The sequence below is a fragment of the Klebsiella sp. P1927 genome, assembly GCF_018204675.1.
In the GTDB taxonomy this organism is placed as follows: Bacteria; Pseudomonadota; Gammaproteobacteria; order Enterobacterales; family Enterobacteriaceae; genus Klebsiella; species Klebsiella pneumoniae.
The window spans coordinates 45,495-65,495 of record NZ_CP073377.1 but is presented as its reverse complement, the minus strand read 5'-3'; the positions used below and the strand labels follow the sequence as shown (position 1 = coordinate 65,495).

The window sequence follows — 20,001 nt, the reverse complement described above, 5'->3', positions numbered from 1 at the left end:
TATAACAGAGGATAACCGCGCATGGTGCTTGGCAAACCGCAAACAGACCCTACCCTTGAATGGTTCTTGTCTCATTGCCACATTCATAAGTACCCATCAAAGAGCACGCTGATCCACCAGGGTGAAAAAGCAGAAACGCTGTACTACATCGTTAAAGGCTCCGTGGCTGTACTCATCAAGGATGAAGAAGGTAAAGAGATGATCCTCTCCTACCTCAACCAGGGCGATTTCATCGGTGAATTAGGCCTGTTTGAAGAGGGTCAGGAACGTAGCGCCTGGGTACGGGCGAAAACCGCATGTGAAGTGGCCGAAATCTCTTATAAGAAATTCCGTCAGCTGATCCAGGTGAACCCGGACATTCTGATGCGTCTCTCTTCGCAAATGGCTCGCCGTCTGCAGGTCACGTCTGAGAAAGTGGGCAACCTGGCCTTCCTCGACGTGACGGGCCGTATCGCCCAGACGCTGCTGAACCTGGCGAAGCAACCGGATGCCATGACCCACCCGGACGGTATGCAAATTAAAATTACCCGCCAGGAAATTGGTCAGATCGTCGGCTGCTCTCGTGAAACCGTTGGTCGTATTTTGAAAATGCTGGAAGATCAGAACCTGATTTCCGCGCACGGTAAAACCATCGTCGTCTACGGCACCCGTTAAGTTGCTAAGCGGCGTATTGCTCCCGCAGTACGCCGTTTTTGTTTTTCCCTCATGTGGCGCAGGCTGATTTACCACCCGGAAGTCAACTATGCACTGCGGCAAACGCTGGTGCTGTGTCTGCCCGTGGCCATCGGTCTTCTGCTCGGCCATCTCCAGCAGGGGCTGTTATTTTCCTTAGTCCCCGCCTGCTGCAACATTGCCGGTCTTGATACCCCGCATAAGCGCTTTTTCAAACGCCTGATTATCGGCGGCTGCCTGTTTGCCGGATGCAGTCTGGTGGTGCAGTTGCTGCTTGCCCAGGCGATACCCCTGCCGTTTATTCTCAGCGGCCTGGCGCTCTTGCTCGGCGTTACCGCGGAGATCAGTTCGCTGCACGCGCGGCTGCTGCCCGCGTCGCTGATCGCCGCCATCTTTACCCTGAGCCTGGCGGGCAATATGCCCATCTGGGAGCCGCTGCTGATCTACGCCTTCGGCACGCTGTGGTACGGCGTGTTTAACTGGTTCTGGTTCTGGCTGTGGCGCGAACAGCCGCTACGGGAGTCGCTTAGCCTGCTTTACCGGGAGCTGGCGGACTACTGTGAAGCCAAATACAGCCTGCTGACCCAGCATACCGATCCCTCGACCGCCCTGCCGCCGCTGCTCACCCGCCAGCAGAAAGTGGTCGATCTGATTACTCAGTGCTATCAGCAGATGCATATGCTGGCCGCTAACCAACGCAACGATCATAAGCGCCTGCTGCGGGCGTTTCAGATGGGGCTGGATCTGCAGGAGCATATTTCGGTCAGCCTGCATCAGCCGGAAGAGGTGCAAAAGCTGGTGGAACGCAGCCATGCCGAAGCGGTGATCCGCTGGAACGCGCAGACCGTCGCCGCCCGCCTGCGCGTGCTGGCGGATGACATGCTCTATCATCGCTTTCCAAAGCGCTTTCAGATGGATAAACAGATCGAGGCTCTGGAAAAGATCGCCAGACAACATCCGGATAACCCGGTCGGCCACTTCTGCGCCTGGCACTTCAGCCGCATCGCCCGGGTGCTGCATACCCAGCGCCCGCTGTATGCCCGGGACCTGATGGCCGACAAAGAGCGTCGTTTACCGCTATTTCCCGCGCTAAAGAACTACCTGTCGCTAAAATCTCCCGCGCTGCGCAATGCCGCCCGCATCAGCGTGATGCTGAGCGTCGCCAGCCTGATGGGCAACGCCCTGCACTTGCCTAAGCCCTACTGGATCCTGATGACGGTGCTTTTCGTCACCCAGAACGGCTATGGCGCCACCCGGGTGCGTATTGTTCACCGGGCGGCGGGAACGCTCGCCGGCCTGACGATCGCCGGGCTTACCTTGCATTTTCACGTTCCGGAGAGCTACACCCTGAGCGGGATGCTGCTGATTACCCTGCTCAGCTATCTGATCATTCGCAAACACTATGGCTGGGCGATGGTAGGCTTTACGGTGACGGCGGTGTATACCCTGCAGCTGCTGACGCTCAACGGGGAACAGTTTATTATCGCCCGGCTGATCGACACCCTTATCGGCTGCCTGATCGCCTTCGGCGGGATGGTCTGGCTGTGGCCGCAGTGGCAGAGCGGCCTGCTGAAAAAAAATGCCCACGATGCGCTGGAGGCCGACCAGCAGGCGATTCGCCTGATCCTCAGCGCCGATCCAAAAGCCCCCGCGCTGGCCTATCAACGCATGCGCGTCAACCAGGCGCACAACGCGCTCTACAACTCCCTGAATCAGGCGATGCAGGAACCCGGGTTTAATACCCACTATCTGGAAGATATGAAGCTGTGGGTGACGCACAGCCAGTTTATCGTCGAACACATCAACGCTATGACCACCCTGGCCCGGGAGCATACGATGCTGACCCCGGATCTTGCCCAGCGCTATCTCGAATCCTGTGAGATTGCGCTGCAGCGCTGCCAGCAGCGGCTGGACAGCGATGGTCCCGGCAGCGCAGGGGATGCCAATATTATGGAGTCGCCGGAAAGCGAGGCGCCGATCGGTCCGTTAAGCACCCTGGAGCAGCATCTGCAACGCATTCTGGGCCATCTGAATACCATGCACACCATTTCATCAGTGGCATGGCGTCAGCGGCCGCACCATGGCATCTGGCTGCGGAAGATCAGCCGTTAATCACCTTTGCCACGGCCTGAGCAAAGCGCGCCATCCCCTCGGCAATATCCTGCTCGTCGATGATCAGCGAGGGAACAAAACGCATCACGTCCGGCCCGGCGTTGAGCACCATGACGCCGGCGTCGGCCGCGGCATATAGGAAATCACGCGCGCGGCCTTTGTGCTGCGGCTTGAGTTCCGCGCCGATCAGCAGGCCCATCCCGCGTATATCACTGAACAGATCAAACTCGGCATCCAGCCGCTGCAGGTGTTTGACGAACAGTTCGCGCTTCGCGCTCACGCCATCCAGCACCGCCGGGGTATTGATCAGATCGAAGGCGGCGTTGGCGACCGCGCAGGCCAGCGGGTTGCCGCCGTAGGTTGAGCCATGGGAGCCCGCATGGAAGGCGCTGGCGATCTCGTGGGTGGTCAGCATGGCGCTGACCGGGAAGCCGCCGCCCAGCGCTTTGGCGCTGGTCAGAATATCCGGGGTCACGCCGTAGTGCATATAGGCGAACAGCGATCCGGTACGCCCCATACCACACTGTACTTCATCAAAGACGAGCAGCGCCTGGTGCTGATCGCACAGCTCGCGCAGTCCCTGCAGGAAAGCCGGCGTGGCCGCCGTCACGCCGCCTTCGCCCTGAATCGGCTCCACCACCACCGCGCAGGTGTGGTCATCCATCACCGCTTTTACCGCCTGCAGATCGTTGAAGGGAACATGGACAATATCCGCCGGTTTTGGGCCGAAACCATCGGAATACTTCGGCTGACCGCCGACGGAAACGGTAAACAGGGAGCGGCCATGAAAGGCATTATGGAAGGCGATGATTTTGGTTTTATACGGGCTATGGCGGGTCACCGCATAGTGACGCGCCAGCTTAAAGGCCGTTTCATTGGCTTCGGTGCCGGAGTTCATAAACACCACGCGCTCGGCGAAGGTAGCCTCGACAAGTTTACGTCCCAGACGCAGCGCCGGCTCATTGGTAAAGACGTTGCTGGTGTGCCACAGCGTTTCGCCCTGCTGATGCAGCGCCGCCACCAGCGCCGGATGGCAATGGCCAAGCGCCGTCACCGCGATACCGCCGGCGAAATCGATATACTCTTTCCCCTGCTGATCCCAGACGCGGCTGCCTTTCCCCTTCACCGGGATGAATTCTGCCGGTGCATAAATTGGCAAAATAACTTCATCGAATGTGGCGCGGGTGATTGCCGGTTGTTCAGTTGCCATGTCTTGCCCATCCCTCTTCGTTACGCAGATGCGATTATGATAATCTAATCACAAAATATGCATAAAAAATCAGTCAATAGCAACTGAAAATCACCGTTTCAAAAAGTTGGCCAGCAATTGATGGCCCTGCTCGCTGAGGATGCTTTCCGGATGAAACTGCACGCCCTCGAGATCCCATTCGCGGTGACGGATCCCCATAATCTCACCGCTGGCGCTGCGGGCAGTGACGTTAAACTCGGACGGGAGCGTCGGCGGGTCAATCACCAGCGAGTGATAGCGGGTCACCGTCAGGGGATTATTCAGCCCCTGAAACACCCCTTCGCCGTTATGCTCGATAAGCGAGGTTTTGCCATGCATCACCTGGGCCGCCCGCACGATAGTCGCGCCAAACGCCTGGGCGATCGCCTGATGCCCGAGACAGACGCCCAGCAGCGGCGTTTTTCCGGCATAGTGGCGGATAACCGCGAGGGAAATCCCCGCCTCATCCGGCGTGCAGGGGCCTGGCGAGATCACGATTTTCTCCGGCGCCAGCGCCGCTATCTCCTCCAGCGTCAACGCATCGTTGCGCCTGACCAGTACTTCCGCCCCCAGTTCGCAGAAGTACTGATACAGATTCCAGGTGAAAGAGTCATAGTTATCGATAAGCAGGATCATAGCGGCTCCGGAACAATCAAAACCGGGCTATTCTACTCAGATTCCCGCGCTTCGCTTACCACTTTGCGAAAGATCGCCACCAGCGGGGCCAGATCGCCCATCGCGCTCTGCTGGCAGGCCGCACTCCAGCCGGCGGGGTCAACGTCACGCCAGTTAAGAAGGTAGCCGGCATGTATCGCCAGCTGTTCAAAGAAAATACGCTGGGTCAGGCCATTGCCAAGACGAAAAGGGTGCAGCACATTAATTTCACCATAGAACCAGCTCAGGCGTTCGATGAAGGTATCGCGCGGCAGGCCACTGAGATAATCCTCCTGCTCAAGGGCCTGCATCAGGGCATTCCCCTCCTCCTCGATCCGGGCAAAGTGGCAGAATGGCGTATCGCCCAGGTAGAGGTTCACTTCACGCAAGCGGCCCGCCCAGTCAAACAGATCCTGATACAACTGGTGATGAATAGCGCACAGATAGGGTAAGCCGCGTACCCGCGGGCCCAGCGGCAGAGTGGCCGCCCGCAGCGCTGTCATCTCAAAGGCGGCCTGCTGCAGATTTTTAGCCTGGCGGATGCCGAGACGGTTGCGCAACACGTTCAGCGCCGGATAGAGATAAGGATCGCGTTCATCGCCGAATTTATCGCTCATACTCCCTCCGCAACGTCGCCAGACGCGCCAGCGCCTCTTCGGCAGTCAGCGTAACCAGCGGCACCGTCACGCCTTCAAGGCGACGGCTGGCCTGAAAATTGGTATTGCGTGTCTGTTCCCAGAGTCGGGATTTTTGCTTATCGGTGAGTGGACGCATCGTCGCCCCCCTTATCGTCCCCTGTGTGCCACAAGTATAAGCAGCAATTTCAGGTTATGCCGGGAGGTGACCGGGCGCGGCGATAGACCACCGCGCCGCGGGAGGATTAGGGCAGCACTTTCGCAGAGAGGATAACGACCGGTTTGGTCGGCACATTCTGGTACGGACCAACGTTATGGGTCTGGACCTGAGAGATCTTATCCGCAACATCCATCCCCTTCACCACTTTGCCGAATACCGCATAGCCAAAGTCGCGCTGGCCATGGTCGAGGAAGGCGTTATCCGCCACGTTGATGAAGAACTGACTGGTGGCGCTATCCTGATCGGCGGTACGCGCCATCGCGATGGTGCCGCGGGTGTTGCGCAGGCCGTTGTCTGCTTCATTCTTGATCGGCGGGTTAGGCTGCTTCTGCTGCATCTGTTCGTTAAAGCCGCCGCCCTGCACCATGAATCCCGGGATCACGCGGTGAAAGGTGGTGTTGTTGTAGAAGCCGCTGTTGACGTACTTCAGGAAGTTATCCACGGAAATCGGGGCTTTCTGGCTGTTTAACTCAAGCTCAATGTTACCTGCCGAAGTGGTCAGCAGCACATGCGGATCGCCCTTTGCCGCCATGGCCGGGGAGAACGCTGAAATAGCGAAAACGGCAGCCATCGCCGCCAGTGTTGATTTGAGCATGGAAATTCCTTAACGGAGCAGAATAAAAGCGAGTGCCTTGATTCTAAAGAGCCTTTGCATCCTGGGCCAGCCTTTTACCAAATTTTACTTAGCTGTAATAATTGTAACCGCGCAAACGATCTCCTTTGTAGCGAACAAGCGTGATGCAGATCACATTAAAACATGCAAAAGATAACCCATTTCACAATAAACATTTAATTACATCACCTGAATGAATAAAATCTGTCCGCCCGGCGCAGCGTCAACGCGCTTTACCTTTCTATTCACAGGCCAGTCATGACTAACAGCAACCGTATTAAGCTCACATGGATCAGCTTCTTCTCCTACGCCCTGACCGGCGCGTTGGTGATCGTCACCGGGATGGTGATGGGTAACATTGCGGATTATTTCCATCTGCCCGTTTCCAGTATGAGCAACACCTTTACCTTTCTGAACGCCGGTATTCTTATCTCTATCTTCCTCAATGCCTGGCTGATGGAAATCGTGCCGCTGAAAACTCAGCTGCGCTTTGGCTTTATTTTGATGGTGCTGGCGGTGGCCGGCCTGATGCTCAGCCACAGCCTGGCGCTGTTCTCCGCGTCAATGTTCGTTCTTGGCCTGGTGAGCGGGATCACCATGTCGATCGGGACCTTCCTGATCACCCATATGTATGAAGGCCGTCAGCGCGGGGCGCGTCTGCTGTTTACCGACTCCTTCTTTAGCATGGCGGGCATGATTTTCCCGATGGTCGCCGCCGTCCTGCTGGCGCGCAGCATCGAGTGGTACTGGGTCTACGCCTGTATTGGTCTGGTGTATGTCGCTATTTTCGTCCTGACTTTCGGCTGTGATTTCCCGGTGCTGGGCAAAAAAGCCCAGAGTGAAAACAGCCAGCCGGTGGTGAAAGAGAAGTGGGGCATTGGCGTACTGTTCCTCTCCGTTGCGGCGCTGTGCTACATCCTCGGTCAGCTGGGCTTTATCTCCTGGGTACCGGAATATGCAAAGAGCCTGGGCATGAGCCTCGGCGACGCCGGTAAACTGGTGAGCGATTTCTGGATGTCCTACATGATCGGCATGTGGTCATTCAGCTTCATCCTGCGCTTCTTCGACCTGCAGCGTATCTTAACCGTCCTCGCCGGGCTCGCGACGGTGCTGATGTACCTGTTTATCAATGGTTCGCCGGAGCATATGCCGTGGTTTATTCTGACCCTGGGCTTCTTCTCCAGCGCCATTTACACCTCGATCATTACGCTCGGTTCGCAGCAGACGCGGGTCGCTTCGCCGAAGCTGGTGAACTTTATCCTCACCTGCGGCACCATCGGCACCATGCTCACTTTCGTGGTCACCGGCCCGATTGTGGCGGCCAGCGGTCCCCTGGCCGCGCTACACACCGCTAACGGCCTCTATGCCGTGGTATTCGTAATGTGCTTTATCCTCGGCTTCGTCTCCCGTCATCGCCAGAACAACGCTCAGGCGGCGTCTCACTAAGCCTTCGGCCCCTTTGCATCCGCAAGGGGGCTGTTCCTCATAAAAGAAAGCTCCTCGCCACCGCGGTCAGTTTGGATCCAGCTTTGCGCCGGCTGGGTGGTCGCGATCACCCTTCCCTGGCGAATTGACCAGCGCACCGGCACCTGGCAGCGGACGGCCTCAAAGCCATTCTCCGCCGGGAGAATGATCAGGTTAGCCGGGTTGCCGCTGACAATGCCGTAATCCTCGAGGCCAAACGTGCGGGCGCTGTTGTCGGTGATAAGCTGCAGGCCGTCGTTGATCTGCTGGTAGCCCATCAGCTGGCAAACATGGAGCCCCATATGCAGGACCTGCAGCATATTGCCGGTCCCCAGCGGGTACCACGGGTCAAAGACGTCATCATGACCAAAGCAAACGTTGATCCCCGCCGCCAACAGCTCCTTCACCCGGGTAATGCCCCGTCGCTTCGGGTAGTCGTCAAACCGGCCCTGCAGATGAATATTCACCAGCGGATTGGCGACAAAGTTGATGCCGGAGAGCTTAAGCAAGCGGAACAGACGCGAGGTATAAGCGCCATTATAGGAGTGCATAGCGGTGGTATGGCTGGCCGTTACCCGCGGCCCTATCCCCGCTTTCAGCGCCAGCGCGGCAACGGTTTCAACAAAGCGCGACTGCTCATCGTCAATTTCATCGCAGTGAATATCCAGTGGGCGGTCATATTGCTGCGCCAGACGGAAGGCGATATGCAGCGATTCCACACCATATTCACGGGTGAACTCAAAATGCGGGATCGCCCCGACGACGTCCGCCCCCAGCTTGAGGGCCTCCTCCAGCAGCGCCTCGCCGTTGGGGTAAGAGAGGATCCCCTCCTGTGGGAAAGCGACAATCTGTAACTCGACCCATGGCGCCACCTCCTGTTTGACCTCCAGCATCGCCTTCAGCGCCGTTAACGTGGGATCGGAAACATCGACATGAGTGCGGACAAACTGCACGCCATTGGCGATCTGCCACTTCAGGGTTTTCCACGCCCGGGCTTTGACGTCCTCATGGCTGAGCAGCGCTTTCCGCTCCGCCCAGCGCTCAATCCCCTCGAACAGAGTACCGGACTGATTCCAGTTCGGCTCGCCGGCCGTCTGGGTGGTATCCAGATGGATATGCGGCTCGATAAAAGGCGGGATCGCTAGCCCGCCGCGAGCGTTCAATACCTCGTAGCTTTCATCGTGCGCCTCCCCCATCGGCGTGATCTCGCCAAAGCGGCCCTTATCAATGGCTATTTGCCACAGGCCGTCGCGGTCTGCCAGGCGTACGTTCTGAATCAACCAAAGCGGCGCTGCTGTCATATCACCCTCTCTATTCAATACGGCTTGTTTTCTGTCTAACCCCAATCGCGGCTTACCCAATTCTTGTACACAAAATCAGCAAAAAGGAAAAGTCAGCGTTTTCCATGACTTATAAAAATACTGACAAATCAAACGCATACCCATTAAGTGGTAGGTGAAGTTGTCATTGATTTGCATCAATAAGCCTGATGGCTGAATCGTTAAGGTAGGCGGTAATAGAAAAGAAATCGAGGCAAAAATGAGCAAAGTCAGAATCGCTATTATCGGTAACGGCATGGTTGGCCATCGCTTTATCGAAGAGCTTCTCGATAAGGCGCCTGCCGGACAGTTCGACATTACCGTGTTCTGTGAAGAACCGCGTATCGCCTACGACCGCGTCCACCTGTCGTCTTATTTCTCCCATCACACTGCGGAAGAACTGTCGCTGGTACGCGAAGGTTTCTATGAGAAACACGGCGTCAAGGTGCTGGTCGGCGAACGGGCGATCACCATCAACCGCCAGGAGAAAGTGATCCACTCCAGCGCCGGGCGTACCGTGTTCTACGACAAGCTGATTATGGCGACCGGCTCATACCCGTGGATCCCGCCGATTAAAGGCGCGGAAACCCAGGATTGCTTCGTCTATCGCACTATTGAAGATCTTAACGCCATCGAATCCTGCGCTCGCCGCAGCAAACGCGGCGCGGTAGTCGGCGGCGGCCTGCTCGGACTGGAAGCGGCCGGCGCGTTGAAAAACCTCGGCGTGGAAACCCATGTTATCGAATTCGCGCCGATGCTGATGGCCGAACAGCTCGACCAGATGGGCGGCGAGCAGTTGCGGCGCAAAATCGAAAGCATGGGCGTGAAAGTTCACACCAGCAAAAACACCAAAGAGATTGTTCAGCAGGGCACCGAGGCGCGCAAAACCATGCACTTCGCCGACGGTAGCGAGCTGCAGGTCGATTTCATCGTCTTCTCAACCGGGATCCGCCCGCGCGATAAGCTGGCCACCCAGTGCGGGCTGGCGGTCGCCCAGCGCGGCGGCATCATGGTCAACGATAGCTGCCAGACCTCCGATCCGGATATCTATGCCATCGGGGAATGCGCCAGCTGGAACAACCGCGTCTACGGTCTGGTCGCCCCCGGCTATAAAATGGCCCAGGTGGCCGTCGACCATCTCCTCGGCAGTGAAAATAGCTTCACCGGCGCCGACCTCAGCGCCAAGCTGAAGCTGTTGGGTGTGGACGTGGGCGGGATCGGCGATGCCCACGGCCGCACGCCGGGCGCCCGTAGCTACGTCTATCTCGACGAAAGCAAAGAAGTTTATAAGCGCCTGATCGTCAGCGCCGACAACAAAACGCTGCTCGGCGCGGTGCTGGTCGGCGACACCAGCGACTACGGCAATCTGCTGCAGCTGGTGCTCAACGCCATCGAGCTGCCGGAAAACCCGGATTCGCTGATCCTCCCGGCCCACGCCGGCAGCGGCAAGCCATCGATCGGCGTCGATAAACTGCCGGACAGCGCGCAGATCTGCTCCTGCTTTGACGTCAGCAAAGGCGACCTGATCGCCGCTATCAACAAAGGCTGCCACACCGTGGCGGCGCTGAAAGCGGAAACCAAAGCCGGGACCGGCTGCGGGGGCTGTATTCCGCTGGTCACTCAGGTGCTCAACGCCGAGCTGGCGAAACAGGGCATCGAGGTCAACAACAATCTGTGCGAACACTTCGCTTACTCCCGTCAGGAGCTGTTCCACCTGATCCGCGTGGAAGGCATTAAAACCTTCGACGAACTGCTGGAAAAACACGGTCAGGGCTACGGCTGTGAAGTCTGTAAGCCGACCGTCGGTTCCCTACTGGCCTCCTGCTGGAATGAGTACATCCTCAAGCCGCAGCACACGCCGCTGCAGGACAGCAACGACAACTTCCTCGCCAACATTCAGAAAGATGGTACCTATTCGGTGATCCCGCGCTCAGCTGGCGGCGAAATCACGCCGGAAGGGCTGGTCGCCGTGGGCCGTATCGCCCGTGAATTCAATCTGTACACCAAAATCACCGGCTCTCAGCGCATCGGCCTGTTTGGCGCGCAGAAAGACGACCTGCCGGAGATCTGGCGGCAGCTGATTGAAGCGGGATTCGAAACCGGCCACGCCTACGCCAAAGCGCTGCGAATGGCGAAAACCTGCGTCGGCAGCACCTGGTGCCGCTACGGCGTTGGCGACAGCGTCGGCTTCGGCGTGGAACTGGAAAACCGCTACAAAGGCATCCGCACCCCGCACAAAATGAAGTTCGGCGTCTCCGGCTGCACCCGCGAATGTGCCGAGGCTCAGGGCAAAGACGTCGGGATCATCGCCACCGAGAAAGGCTGGAACCTGTACGTGTGCGGTAATGGCGGGATGAAGCCGCGTCACGCCGATCTACTGGCCGCGGACCTCGATCGCGATACGCTCATCAAATATCTCGACCGCTTTATGATGTTCTACATCCGCACCGCCGATAAGCTGACCCGCACTGCCCCGTGGCTGGACAATATGGAAGGCGGTATCGACTATCTGCGCAGCGTCATCATCGATGACAAGCTCGGTCTGAACGACCATCTGGAAGAAGAGCTGGCTCGCCTGCGCGCCGCCTTCGCCTGCGAGTGGACCGAGACCGTCAACAATCCGGCGGCGCAGACCCGCTTCAAACACTTTATCAACAGCGACCAGCGCGACCCGAACGTTCAGGTGGTGCCGGAACGTGACCAGCACCGCCCGGCCACGCCGTATGAGCGTATCCCGGTTACTCTGGTGGAGGAAAAAGCATGAGCCAGTGGGTAAATATCTGCAGCATCGACGACATCCTGCCGGCCACCGGCGTCTGCGCCCTGCTCGGTCAGCAGCAGGTGGCGATCTTCCGTCCCTACCATGACGACAGAGTATTCGCCATCAGCAACATTGATCCGTTCTTCAACGCCAGCGTACTGTCTCGCGGGATTATCGCCGAGCATGACGGCGCGCTATGGGTCGCCAGCCCGCTGAAAAAACAGCGCTTCCGCCTGAGCGACGGCCTGTGCATGGAAGATGCCAGCCACTCTATCGCCCGCTTCGACGCCCGCGTGAAAGACGGACACGTTCAGCTTAAAGCGTAAGTCCTTCTCCCTCCCCCCGGCCACGGGGGGAGATATAAGTAACAGTTCTGACCGACAGCGCATGAGTGCGGGATATGTCGCATGTTTTGTATTACCTTTGCTGCTATTCTACGACCACTCGTTTTCTACCCCTTATTTTTATGAGGTTATTCTGTGGATCACTTACCCATATTCTGCCAGTTGCGCCAGCGCGATTGTTTACTGGTTGGCGGCGGGGATGTCGCCGAACGCAAAGCCCGTCTGCTGCTGGATGCTGGCGCTAACGTCACGGTCAATGCGCTCGACTTCACGCCCCAGTTTCAGGTGTGGGCTGATTCACAGATGCTAACTCTGGTGCAGGGGGAGTTTATCCCCTCGCTGCTGGATAACTGCTGGCTGGCCATCGCGGCTACTGATGATGAGACGGTCAACCAGCAGGTTAGCGAGGCGGCCGAAGCGCGGCGTATCTTCTGTAACGTGGTGGATGCCCCGCGCCAGGCCAGCTTTATCATGCCGTCGATAATCGATCGCTCGCCGCTGATGGTCGCCGTCTCCTCGGGCGGGACATCACCGGTTCTGGCGCGCCTGCTGCGCGAGAAACTGGAGTCAATTCTGCCCCTGCATCTCGGCCAGCTGGCCCGCTATGCCGGCCATCTGCGCGCGCGGGTTAAGCAGCAGTTTGCCACCGTAGGCGAGCGTCGCCGCTTCTGGGAGAAGCTGTTTGTTAACGACCGTCTGGCGCAGTCGCTGGCTAATGACGATCGGCAGGCAGTCGCGGATACCACTGAGCAGTTACTGACGGAGCCGTTGGAGCATCGCGGCGAGGTGGTGCTGGTTGGCGCCGGCCCCGGTGACGCCGGGCTGCTCACGCTCAAAGGCCTGCAGCAGATCCAGCAGGCTGACGTGGTGGTCTATGATCGGCTGGTCTCCGATGACATCATGAATCTGGTGCGCCGCGATGCCGATCGGGTATTCGTCGGCAAGCGCTCAGGCTACCACTGCGTCCCGCAGGAGGAGATCAACCAGATCCTGCTGCGCGAAGCGCAAAAAGGAAGACGCGTGGTCCGGCTGAAAGGCGGCGATCCCTTTATCTTTGGCCGCGGGGGGGAAGAGCTGGAGACGCTTTGCGAGGCGGGCATCCCCTTCTCCGTTGTGCCTGGCATTACCGCCGCCTCCGGCTGCTCCGCTTATTCGGGGATCCCGTTAACACATCGCGATTTCGCCCAGGGCGTCCGCCTGGTCACCGGCCACCTGAAAACCGGCGGCGAGCTGGACTGGGCGAACCTGGCGGTGGAGAAGCAAACCCTGGTGTTCTACATGGGTCTGAACCAGGCGCCGGCGATCCGCGAGAAGCTTATCGCTCACGGCATGGCTGAAGATATGCCCGCCGCCATCGTCGAGAACGGCACCGCTGTGACGCAAAAAGTGGTCAGCGGCACCTTAGGACAACTGGATATTCTGGCGCAGCAGATGGCCAGCCCGGCGCTGATCATCGTCGGCCGCGTGGTCGGTCTGCGGGATAAACTGAACTGGTTTTCGAACCATTAACCTTGCCTCCCATAAAGCGACAGGCATAAAAAAGGGCGGGATATCATCCCGCCCTTTTAGCTGTTGCGTCGCTTACGGCTTGGCGACAAAGCCAATCGCTTCGTATACCGCTTTCAGGGTTTGAGAAGCCCGCGCGCTGGCCTTTTCCGCGCCGTCTTTCATCACCTGATTGAGAAACGCTTCGTCGTTACGGAAACGGTGATAGCGCTCCTGCAGGTCAATCAGCATGCCCGATACCGCTTCGGCGACTTCGCCTTTCAGGTGGCCATACATTTTGCCTTCAAAATGCTGTTCCAGCTCAGGAATAGTTTTCCCGGTAACCGCGGAGAGGATATCCAGCAGGTTGGAGACGCCCGCTTTCTCTTTCAGATCGTAACGCACTACCGGCGGCTCGTCGGAGTCGGTGACCGCACGTTTAATCTTCTTGACCACCGATTTCGGATCTTCCAGCAGGCCGATGACGTTGTTGCGGTTGTCGTCGGACTTGGACATCTTTTTCGTCGGCTCCAGCAGCGACATCACGCGCGCGCCGGATTTAGGGATAAACGGCTCAGGCACTTTAAAAATATCGCCGTAGATGGCGTTAAAACGCTGGGCGATATCGCGGCTTAGCTCAAGGTGCTGTTTCTGATCTTCGCCCACCGGAACCTGGTTGGTCTGGTACAGCAGAATGTCAGCGGCCATCAGTACCGGATAATCAAACAGACCGGCGTTGATGTTCTCCGCGTAGCGCGCTGACTTGTCTTTAAACTGAGTCATGCGGCTCAGTTCGCCGAAATAGGTGTAGCAGTTCAGCGCCCAGCCTAGCTGGGCATGTTCCGGCACGTGCGACTGCACGAAGATAGTGCTTTTCTGCGGGTCGATGCCGCAGGCCAGATACAGCGCCAGGGTGTCCAGCGTCGCCTTGCGCAGCTGCTGCGGATCCTGGCGCACGGTGATGGCGTGCTGGTCCACGATGCAATAGATGCAGTGGTAATCGTCCTGCATGTTTACCCACTGACGCAGCGCACCCATATAGTTGCCAATGGTCAGTTCACCTGAGGGCTGTGCGCCACTAAAAACGATGGGCTTAGTCATGTTTCAATTCCTGAGTTTCACTGTGCGGTAACCCGAGAGCGGGTAAGAGTTCGTTAAACTGGTCGAAGAGATAGTCCGGCTCGCTCAGCGCAAGCGGTTCACCATAGTTATAACCGTAGGTCAGACCAACAGAGCAGCAGCCTGCCGCTTTGGCCGCCTGAATATCATTGCGCGAATCGCCGACAAACAGCAGCTCGGCTGGAGCCAGAGAGAGCTTTTCCGCCACCAGCAGCAGCGGTTCCGGATGCGGCTTTTTATTCTGCACGTCATCGCCGCCAATCACCACGGTAAAATATTTCGCAATATCGAGCGCGTCCAACAGCGGGGCGACAAACGGCGTCGGCTTATTGGTAACCAGCGCCAGCGGCAGGCCTTTGGCATACAGCGCGCCGAGCGTATCGGCCACCGCCGGGAACAGGAAACTGCCCTCTTCCGCCGCTTCGGCGTAATAGCGGTCAAACAGTTTACGCAAAATGCGCAGCTGCTCGTCTTGCGGAATATCATGATCGTCGACGGAAGGCTTACCCATCGCCGCACGTAACGTTGCTCGCTCCTGACGAGCCCAGGTCAGCGCCCGCTCCATCAGGACATCGGCGCCGTTACCGATCCAGGTGATAACGCGTTCTTCTCCCGCCACCGGCAGCTCCAGGGCGTACAGGGCGTTATCAACCGCCGAGGTTAGACCCGGCGCGCTGTCCACCAGCGTGCCGTCGAGATCAAATGCGATGCCGCGGATCGCCTGTAATTTATCCATGACTCACCTTCGCTAATTCACTACGCATTTGATCAATGACTTGCTTGTAGTCCGGCTGACCGAAGATCGCCGAACCGGCAACAAACATATCCGCACCCGCCGCGGCGATTTCGCCGATATTGCTGGCTTTCACGCCGCCATCCACTTCGAGGCGGATGTCGTAGCCGGACGCATCGATGCGCTGGCGCACTTCACGCAGTTTATCCAGCGTCTGGGGAATAAAGGACTGGCCGCCAAAGCCCGGGTTAACCGACATCAGCAGGATCACGTCCAGCTTATCCATCACGTAATCGAGGTAGCTCAGCGGCGTCGCCGGGTTAAACACCAGGCCCGCTTTACAGCCGTGCTCTTTGATAAGCTGCAGGCTGCGATCGACGTGTTCGGAGGCTTCCGGATGGAAGGTGATAATGCTGGCGCCGGCTTCGGCAAAATCAGGAATGATGCGGTCGACCGGCTTCACCATCAGGTGAACGTCGATTGGCGCGGTAATACCGTAATTACGCAGTGACTTCAGCACCATCGGGCCAATCGTCAGGTTTGGCACGTAGTGGTTGTCCATAACGTCGAAGTGCACGACATCCGCACCCGCCGCCAGCGCCTTCGCGGTATCCTCACCCAGACGGGCAAAATCAGCCGACAGAATCGAAGGGGCAATCAAATACTGCTTCATCCGCATCTCCTTGAAATTTATTTGGTCTTAGGCGGACGGTAGAGCGCTAATAGCTCGTCCACCTTTTTACGCGTACCACCGTTGCTGCTGATGCTGCGCCGCACCTTCACAATATGCGTTTCTGCCGCGTTTTTATACCATTCCTGCGTCAGCGGCGTGCGGTGGTTGGAAATCAGCACCGGGATGCGCTTTTTCATCAGCGATTCCGCCTTTTGCGCCAGCAGTACCTGTTGTTCCAGGTTGAAACTGTTGGTGTGGTAGGCGGTAAAGTTCGCCGTCGCCGTTAGCGGCGCATAGGGCGGATCGCAATACACCACTGTGCGGCTATCCGCACGTTGCATGCACTCTTCGTAAGATTCGCAGTAAAACTCGGCGTTTTGCGCCTTCTCGGCGAAATGATAGAGCTCAGCTTCGGGGAAATAGGGCTTTTTATAACGGCCAAACGGCACATTGAACTCGCCGCGCAGATTGTAGCGGCACAGGCCATTGTAGCCGTGACGGTTCAAATACAGGAACAGCACCGCGCGACGCAGCGGATCCTGGCTTTGGTTAAATTCATCACGATACAGGTAGTAGCGCTCAGCGACGTTATTTTCCGGGGTAAACATCTCACGGGCGGCGGCGACGTATTCGTCGGTGCGCAGTTTGACGATGTTGTACAGGCCGATTAAGTCACTGTTGATATCCGCGAGGATATAACGAGAAAAGTCGGTATTAAGAAATACCGACCCGGCGCCCACAAAGGGCTCGATCAAGCACTCGCCTTCCGGCAAATGCTTTTTAATATCGTCAAGCAGGGGGAACTTTCCCCCTGCCCACTTCAGAAAAGCGCGATTCTTTTTCATGCTGCCTAACTAATTACACGTTCTCCGGCTGTGGAGAAAGCTCCGACAGCATCCTGCGCTTAAGACTACCCCACGGCATTATTTCAGGTCAGCCTGAACCTGATGCAGCGGTTTTGCCCATGGATTTTTCGCCTGCACGTCCGCCGGCAGCGAGGTGACAGCACGTTTCGCTTCATCTTTCGATGCATAGATACCGCTCACCAGCACGTACCATGGTTGGCCGTTACGCGACGTTTCATAGACAACATATTTATCCAGCTTCTCTTTCTTCGCCCAGTTGTTGAGGTTGTCGTAGTTAGAGGAGCTGCTGAGCTGCAGAGTATAGTGACCCGACGGCGCAGTTTTCATTGAGCTGACGTCACCTGCCGTCTTCCCGCTCTTCGCTGCCGGCGCTGCCGCAGCTGCCGTTGCCGCTGGCGCTGCGGTCGTCGTGGTCGGTTTGCTCTGAGCGGTGGCCACCGGTTTGCTTTCGCTGACGGACGTTTTCGCCGGAGCGGTGGTCGCCGTGCTTTCAACATGCTTCGGCTGGACCGGCTTCGATTCTACCGGCGTTTTCGCCACGGCCTGTGGCTTCGACTGCGGCTTCGCTTCGATAACGGTATGCTTACGTTCAGCCGGACGCGGGGTCGCTGCTGTCTGACGCTCGGTCGCCTGGCGCGGCGCCGCGGTGCCATTGGCGCCATTCCGGATTGGCGCGACGGTAGCCGGTTCAGTCGGCAGCGTCGAGTTAGCCACGGCGCCGTCCAGTTGGCCCTGCTGCTGGGTCAACGCATTGTTCAGATCGCCCTGAACTTCGATACGCTGCTGGCCCTGCGGCGCAGCCGCTGCCTGGCCCTGCGTCGGGTTCGCGGCAATAGGCGGTACCGTTACGTCCTGCTGTGAGGTGCTGTTAGCGGCGGCAGTCTGGTCCTGGCCCGCAGCAGGCATGCTGGCGGACTGGTCGTCAGACAGATTAATGCTCTTCTCGCCGGAAGCGGTCTGCTGGCTGGAAGATGATGGCGATTTCAGTGCGGAACCGATACCCACGATCAACAGCAGCAGCACCAGAATCCCCACACCCATCATGATGTACTGGCGGGAGGCCGGTTTGGCCGGCGCTTTTTTACGCTTGCGCGGACGACGCTCTACAGGCTGCTCTTCGAGCATCTCCTCGTCTTGCGCATCCAGTTCTTCTTCGAACTCTTCCTCTTCACGCTCGCGACGGGCCTTACCAGCGCGCGTCGGACGGCCTTCATCGGCATCAAGATCAACATCGTCAAAATTGATCTGCGGATCGGCATCACGCTCGGAAGACTGACGGGAACGACCAGCACGACGATCGTTGCGATCGGCTTTCATATCGTCTTCTGGTTTGAAATCATCCATTTAACACCCCACTAAAAGGCTTATGCTCACGATTATTGCACATCACCCGAAATGATAACGCCGCGCGAACGCGGCCAGACCTTCTTATTGTTGCGCCTGCTGAGTATCAGCAATCGCGCCAAGAACCACATCGTGCGGCACTCCGCCGCGCAGCTCGCTGCTTCCTATTGCGAGCGGGAGCACCAGCCGCATTTCGCCAGCCAGTACCTTTTTATCGCGCATCATATGGGGCAAATACGCCTGCGCACTCATTTCCTGCGGGCCGCGTACCGGTAAGCCTGCACGCTTGAGCAGATCGATAATGCGCTGAGTATCCTGCGCGCGGAACTGCCCCAGCCGTTCGGACGTGCGTGCCGCCATCACCATACCTGCCGCCACCGCTTCGCCATGCAGCCAGTTACCGTAGCCCATTTCCGCTTCGATAGCATGGCCGAAGGTATGTCCAAGATTGAGTAAAGCACGTAACCCGGTTTCACGCTCGTCGGCTGCCACAACCTCCGCTTTCAGTTCACAGCAGCGGCGAATGCAGTACGCCATGGCGGTATCGTCCAGCGCCAGCAGCGCATCAATGTTGTTTTCCAGCCAGCTGAAGAATTCACCATCCAGGATCACCCCGTACTTGATGACCTCAGCCAGTCCGGAAGCGAGCTCGCGCTTCGGCAGAGTTTTCAGACAGTTAAGATCAACTACCACGGAAACCGGCTGCCAGAAGGCGCCAATCATGTTTTTGCCGAGAGGGTGGTTCACTGCGGTTTTGCCGCCGACCGACGAGTCGACCTGCGACAACAGGGTGGTAGGGACCTGGATGAAACGCACGCCGCGCTGATAGCTTGCCGCGGCGAAACCGGTTAAATCACCGATCACCCCCCCGCCAAGCGCCACCAGAGTGGTGTCGCGGCCATGTGGTTTTTGCAACAGCGCAGTAAACACGGTATCCATCACCGCCAGGCTTTTGTATTGCTCGCCGTCTGGCAGAATGACGCTGTCAACGTTGACCCCTGACTGCTCCAGCGCAGAGCGGACGGTATCCAGATAAAGCGGCGCCAGCGTTTCGTTGGTGACCAGCATAGCCTGGTCGCCCGACTTGAGTGGCAGGAAGGAAGCTGGATCGTTAAACAAACCAGCCGCGATGGTAATCGGGTAACTACGTTCCCCGAGGGTAACAGTAAGCCTCTCCATAACGCGACATCCACCTCAATGACTATTACTCTGACGCACTTTTATTAAGCCAGAATCAGTTGCTTTCCAGCATATGAATAATCTGGTTCGCGACGACTTTCGCACTCTGATCGTCTGTGCGGATAGTCACATCGGCGATCTCTTCATACAGCGGGTTACGCTCGTCAGCCAGCGCTTCCAGCACTTCACGAGGCGGCGCATCGACTTGTAGCAAAGGACGCTTTTTATCGCGCTGCGTACGGGCCAACTGCTTCTCGATCGTAGTTTCCAGGTAGACCACCACGCCGCGGGCGGAGAGACGGTTACGCGTTTCACGGGATTTTACAGAGCCGCCGCCAGTCGCCAGCACAATCCCCTGTTTTTCCGTCAACTCATTGATAATTTTCTCTTCACGGTCGCGGAAGCCTTCTTCGCCTTCAACATCGAAGACCCAGCCCACATCAGCGCCAGTGCGTTTCTCAATCTCTTGATCAGAATCGTAAAATTCCATGTTGAGCTGTTGGGCTAACTGGCGCCCAATAGTGCTTTTGCCGGCACCCATAGGCCCAACCAGAAAGATATTGCGTTTCTCTGCCATTTT

At 57.7% G+C, this 20,001-nt stretch carries 19 protein-coding genes; 6 read left to right on the top strand and 13 right to left on the bottom strand.

From position 1 onward, the window contains the following. Positions 1-21 precede the first annotated feature (21 nt). Both crp and KB892_RS00275 read left to right on the top strand, forming a co-directional pair. Positions 22-654, top strand: coding sequence for a cAMP-activated global transcriptional regulator CRP (gene crp, locus KB892_RS00280; protein ID WP_000242758.1), 633 nt, complete (start codon positions 22-24; stop codon positions 652-654). A gap of 51 nt (positions 655-705) precedes the next feature. Beyond that, on the top strand, positions 706-2,784 hold the full coding sequence (locus KB892_RS00275) for a YccS/YhfK family putative transporter (protein ID WP_004151402.1): 2,079 nt from the start codon (positions 706-708) through the stop codon (positions 2,782-2,784). On the opposite strand, the gene argD is transcribed toward KB892_RS00275, so the two are convergent. From argD to ppiA, 5 genes are all read right to left on the bottom strand, one after another. After that, on the bottom strand, positions 2,774-3,994 hold the full coding sequence (gene argD, locus KB892_RS00270; protein ID WP_002920226.1) for a bifunctional acetylornithine/succinyldiaminopimelate transaminase: 1,221 nt from the start codon (positions 3,992-3,994) through the stop codon (positions 2,774-2,776). The genes KB892_RS00275 and argD overlap by 11 nt on opposite strands. A 90-nt stretch (positions 3,995-4,084) precedes the next feature. Beyond that, positions 4,085-4,648 carry an aminodeoxychorismate synthase component 2 gene (gene pabA / locus KB892_RS00265; protein WP_002920229.1) on the bottom strand — a complete coding sequence of 188 codons (564 nt, stop codon included), beginning with the start codon at positions 4,646-4,648 and terminating at the stop codon, positions 4,085-4,087. A gap of 32 nt (positions 4,649-4,680) precedes the next feature. Next, positions 4,681-5,283 carry a putative adenosine monophosphate-protein transferase Fic gene (locus KB892_RS00260; RefSeq protein WP_002920230.1) on the bottom strand — a complete coding sequence of 201 codons (603 nt, stop codon included), beginning with the start codon at positions 5,281-5,283 and terminating at the stop codon, positions 4,681-4,683. Beyond that, on the bottom strand, positions 5,273-5,440 hold the full coding sequence (locus tag KB892_RS00255) for a YhfG family protein (protein WP_002920231.1): 168 nt from the start codon (positions 5,438-5,440) through the stop codon (positions 5,273-5,275). The genes KB892_RS00260 and KB892_RS00255 overlap by 11 nt, the downstream gene beginning before the upstream one ends. A gap of 106 nt (positions 5,441-5,546) precedes the next feature. Beyond that, positions 5,547-6,116: a peptidylprolyl isomerase A gene (ppiA, locus tag KB892_RS00250; protein WP_002920238.1), complete on the bottom strand. Its 570-nt coding sequence runs from the start codon at positions 6,114-6,116 to the stop codon at positions 5,547-5,549. Between the two features lie 276 nt (positions 6,117-6,392). On the opposite strand from ppiA, the gene tsgA reads away from it, so the two are divergent. Further along, positions 6,393-7,580, top strand: a complete 1,188-nt coding sequence (tsgA, locus tag KB892_RS00245; RefSeq protein WP_002920240.1) for an MFS transporter TsgA — start codon at positions 6,393-6,395, stop codon at positions 7,578-7,580. Here tsgA and KB892_RS00240 read toward each other — a convergent pair. Further along, positions 7,577-8,899, bottom strand: coding sequence for a cytosine deaminase (locus tag KB892_RS00240; protein ID WP_002920241.1), 1,323 nt, complete (start codon positions 8,897-8,899; stop codon positions 7,577-7,579). The genes tsgA and KB892_RS00240 overlap by 4 nt on opposite strands. A gap of 238 nt (positions 8,900-9,137) precedes the next feature. On the opposite strand from KB892_RS00240, the gene nirB reads away from it, so the two are divergent. The 3 genes from nirB to cysG all read left to right on the top strand — a co-directional run bounded on the left by nirB (position 9,138) and on the right by cysG (position 13,531). Beyond that, on the top strand, positions 9,138-11,681 hold the full coding sequence (nirB, locus tag KB892_RS00235) for a nitrite reductase large subunit NirB (RefSeq protein ID WP_002920243.1): 2,544 nt from the start codon (positions 9,138-9,140) through the stop codon (positions 11,679-11,681). Beyond that, complete coding sequence (nirD, locus tag KB892_RS00230; protein ID WP_002920249.1) at positions 11,678-12,004, top strand: nitrite reductase small subunit NirD; 327 nt, start codon at positions 11,678-11,680, stop codon at positions 12,002-12,004. Before nirB ends, nirD begins: the two co-directional genes overlap by 4 nt. 153 nt (positions 12,005-12,157) lie before the next feature. After that, complete coding sequence (gene cysG / locus KB892_RS00225; RefSeq protein ID WP_002920252.1) at positions 12,158-13,531, top strand: siroheme synthase CysG; 1,374 nt, start codon at positions 12,158-12,160, stop codon at positions 13,529-13,531. Positions 13,532-13,603: 72 nt separating this feature from the next. Here the strand turns inward: cysG and trpS are convergent, their stop codons facing one another. The 7 genes from trpS to aroK form a co-directional block, all read right to left on the bottom strand. Beyond that, complete coding sequence (trpS, locus tag KB892_RS00220) at positions 13,604-14,608, bottom strand: tryptophan--tRNA ligase (RefSeq protein WP_002920253.1); 1,005 nt, start codon at positions 14,606-14,608, stop codon at positions 13,604-13,606. Then, complete coding sequence (gene gph, locus KB892_RS00215; RefSeq protein ID WP_002920257.1) at positions 14,601-15,362, bottom strand: phosphoglycolate phosphatase; 762 nt, start codon at positions 15,360-15,362, stop codon at positions 14,601-14,603. Before gph ends, trpS begins: the two co-directional genes overlap by 8 nt. Next, positions 15,355-16,032 (bottom strand): ribulose-phosphate 3-epimerase, encoded by a 678-nt coding sequence (rpe, locus tag KB892_RS00210; protein ID WP_002920259.1) that lies wholly within the window; start codon positions 16,030-16,032, stop codon positions 15,355-15,357. Before rpe ends, gph begins: the two co-directional genes overlap by 8 nt. A gap of 17 nt (positions 16,033-16,049) precedes the next feature. Further along, complete coding sequence (gene dam / locus KB892_RS00205) at positions 16,050-16,877, bottom strand: adenine-specific DNA-methyltransferase (protein WP_002920260.1); 828 nt, start codon at positions 16,875-16,877, stop codon at positions 16,050-16,052. A gap of 78 nt (positions 16,878-16,955) precedes the next feature. Continuing rightward, the gene (damX, locus tag KB892_RS00200) at positions 16,956-18,242 is read right to left on the bottom strand and encodes a cell division protein DamX (protein ID WP_002920262.1); all 1,287 of its coding nucleotides are present in this window, start codon (positions 18,240-18,242) and stop codon (positions 16,956-16,958) included. 84 nt (positions 18,243-18,326) lie between these two features. Next, on the bottom strand, positions 18,327-19,421 hold the full coding sequence (gene aroB, locus KB892_RS00195; RefSeq protein WP_002920264.1) for a 3-dehydroquinate synthase: 1,095 nt from the start codon (positions 19,419-19,421) through the stop codon (positions 18,327-18,329). A gap of 55 nt (positions 19,422-19,476) precedes the next feature. Then, complete coding sequence (gene aroK / locus KB892_RS00190) at positions 19,477-19,998, bottom strand: shikimate kinase AroK (protein ID WP_002920267.1); 522 nt, start codon at positions 19,996-19,998, stop codon at positions 19,477-19,479. Positions 19,999-20,001 lie beyond the last annotated feature (3 nt).

What these genes read in the sequence shown, in the direction of transcription:
- aroK (WP_002920267.1), bottom strand. Translation starts at nt 19,998, where the DNA reads ATGGCAGAGAAACGCAATATCTTTCTGGTTGGGCCTATGGGTGCCGGC.
- gph (WP_002920257.1), bottom strand. Translation starts at nt 15,362, where the DNA reads ATGGATAAATTACAGGCGATCCGCGGCATCGCATTTGATCTCGACGGC.
- ppiA (WP_002920238.1), bottom strand. Translation starts at nt 6,116, where the DNA reads ATGCTCAAATCAACACTGGCGGCGATGGCTGCCGTTTTCGCTATTTCA.
- crp (WP_000242758.1), top strand. Translation starts at nt 22, where the DNA reads ATGGTGCTTGGCAAACCGCAAACAGACCCTACCCTTGAATGGTTCTTG.
- damX (WP_002920262.1), bottom strand. Translation starts at nt 18,242, where the DNA reads ATGGATGATTTCAAACCAGAAGACGATATGAAAGCCGATCGCAACGAT.
- argD (WP_002920226.1), bottom strand. Translation starts at nt 3,994, where the DNA reads ATGGCAACTGAACAACCGGCAATCACCCGCGCCACATTCGATGAAGTT.
- aroB (WP_002920264.1), bottom strand. Translation starts at nt 19,421, where the DNA reads ATGGAGAGGCTTACTGTTACCCTCGGGGAACGTAGTTACCCGATTACC.
- tsgA (WP_002920240.1), top strand. Translation starts at nt 6,393, where the DNA reads ATGACTAACAGCAACCGTATTAAGCTCACATGGATCAGCTTCTTCTCC.
- nirD (WP_002920249.1), top strand. Translation starts at nt 11,678, where the DNA reads ATGAGCCAGTGGGTAAATATCTGCAGCATCGACGACATCCTGCCGGCC.
- pabA (WP_002920229.1), bottom strand. Translation starts at nt 4,648, where the DNA reads ATGATCCTGCTTATCGATAACTATGACTCTTTCACCTGGAATCTGTAT.
- KB892_RS00240 (WP_002920241.1), bottom strand. Translation starts at nt 8,899, where the DNA reads ATGACAGCAGCGCCGCTTTGGTTGATTCAGAACGTACGCCTGGCAGAC.
- rpe (WP_002920259.1), bottom strand. Translation starts at nt 16,032, where the DNA reads ATGAAGCAGTATTTGATTGCCCCTTCGATTCTGTCGGCTGATTTTGCC.
- KB892_RS00255 (WP_002920231.1), bottom strand. Translation starts at nt 5,440, where the DNA reads ATGCGTCCACTCACCGATAAGCAAAAATCCCGACTCTGGGAACAGACA.
- trpS (WP_002920253.1), bottom strand. Translation starts at nt 14,608, where the DNA reads ATGACTAAGCCCATCGTTTTTAGTGGCGCACAGCCCTCAGGTGAACTG.
- nirB (WP_002920243.1), top strand. Translation starts at nt 9,138, where the DNA reads ATGAGCAAAGTCAGAATCGCTATTATCGGTAACGGCATGGTTGGCCAT.
- KB892_RS00260 (WP_002920230.1), bottom strand. Translation starts at nt 5,283, where the DNA reads ATGAGCGATAAATTCGGCGATGAACGCGATCCTTATCTCTATCCGGCG.
- KB892_RS00275 (WP_004151402.1), top strand. Translation starts at nt 706, where the DNA reads ATGTGGCGCAGGCTGATTTACCACCCGGAAGTCAACTATGCACTGCGG.
- dam (WP_002920260.1), bottom strand. Translation starts at nt 16,877, where the DNA reads ATGAAAAAGAATCGCGCTTTTCTGAAGTGGGCAGGGGGAAAGTTCCCC.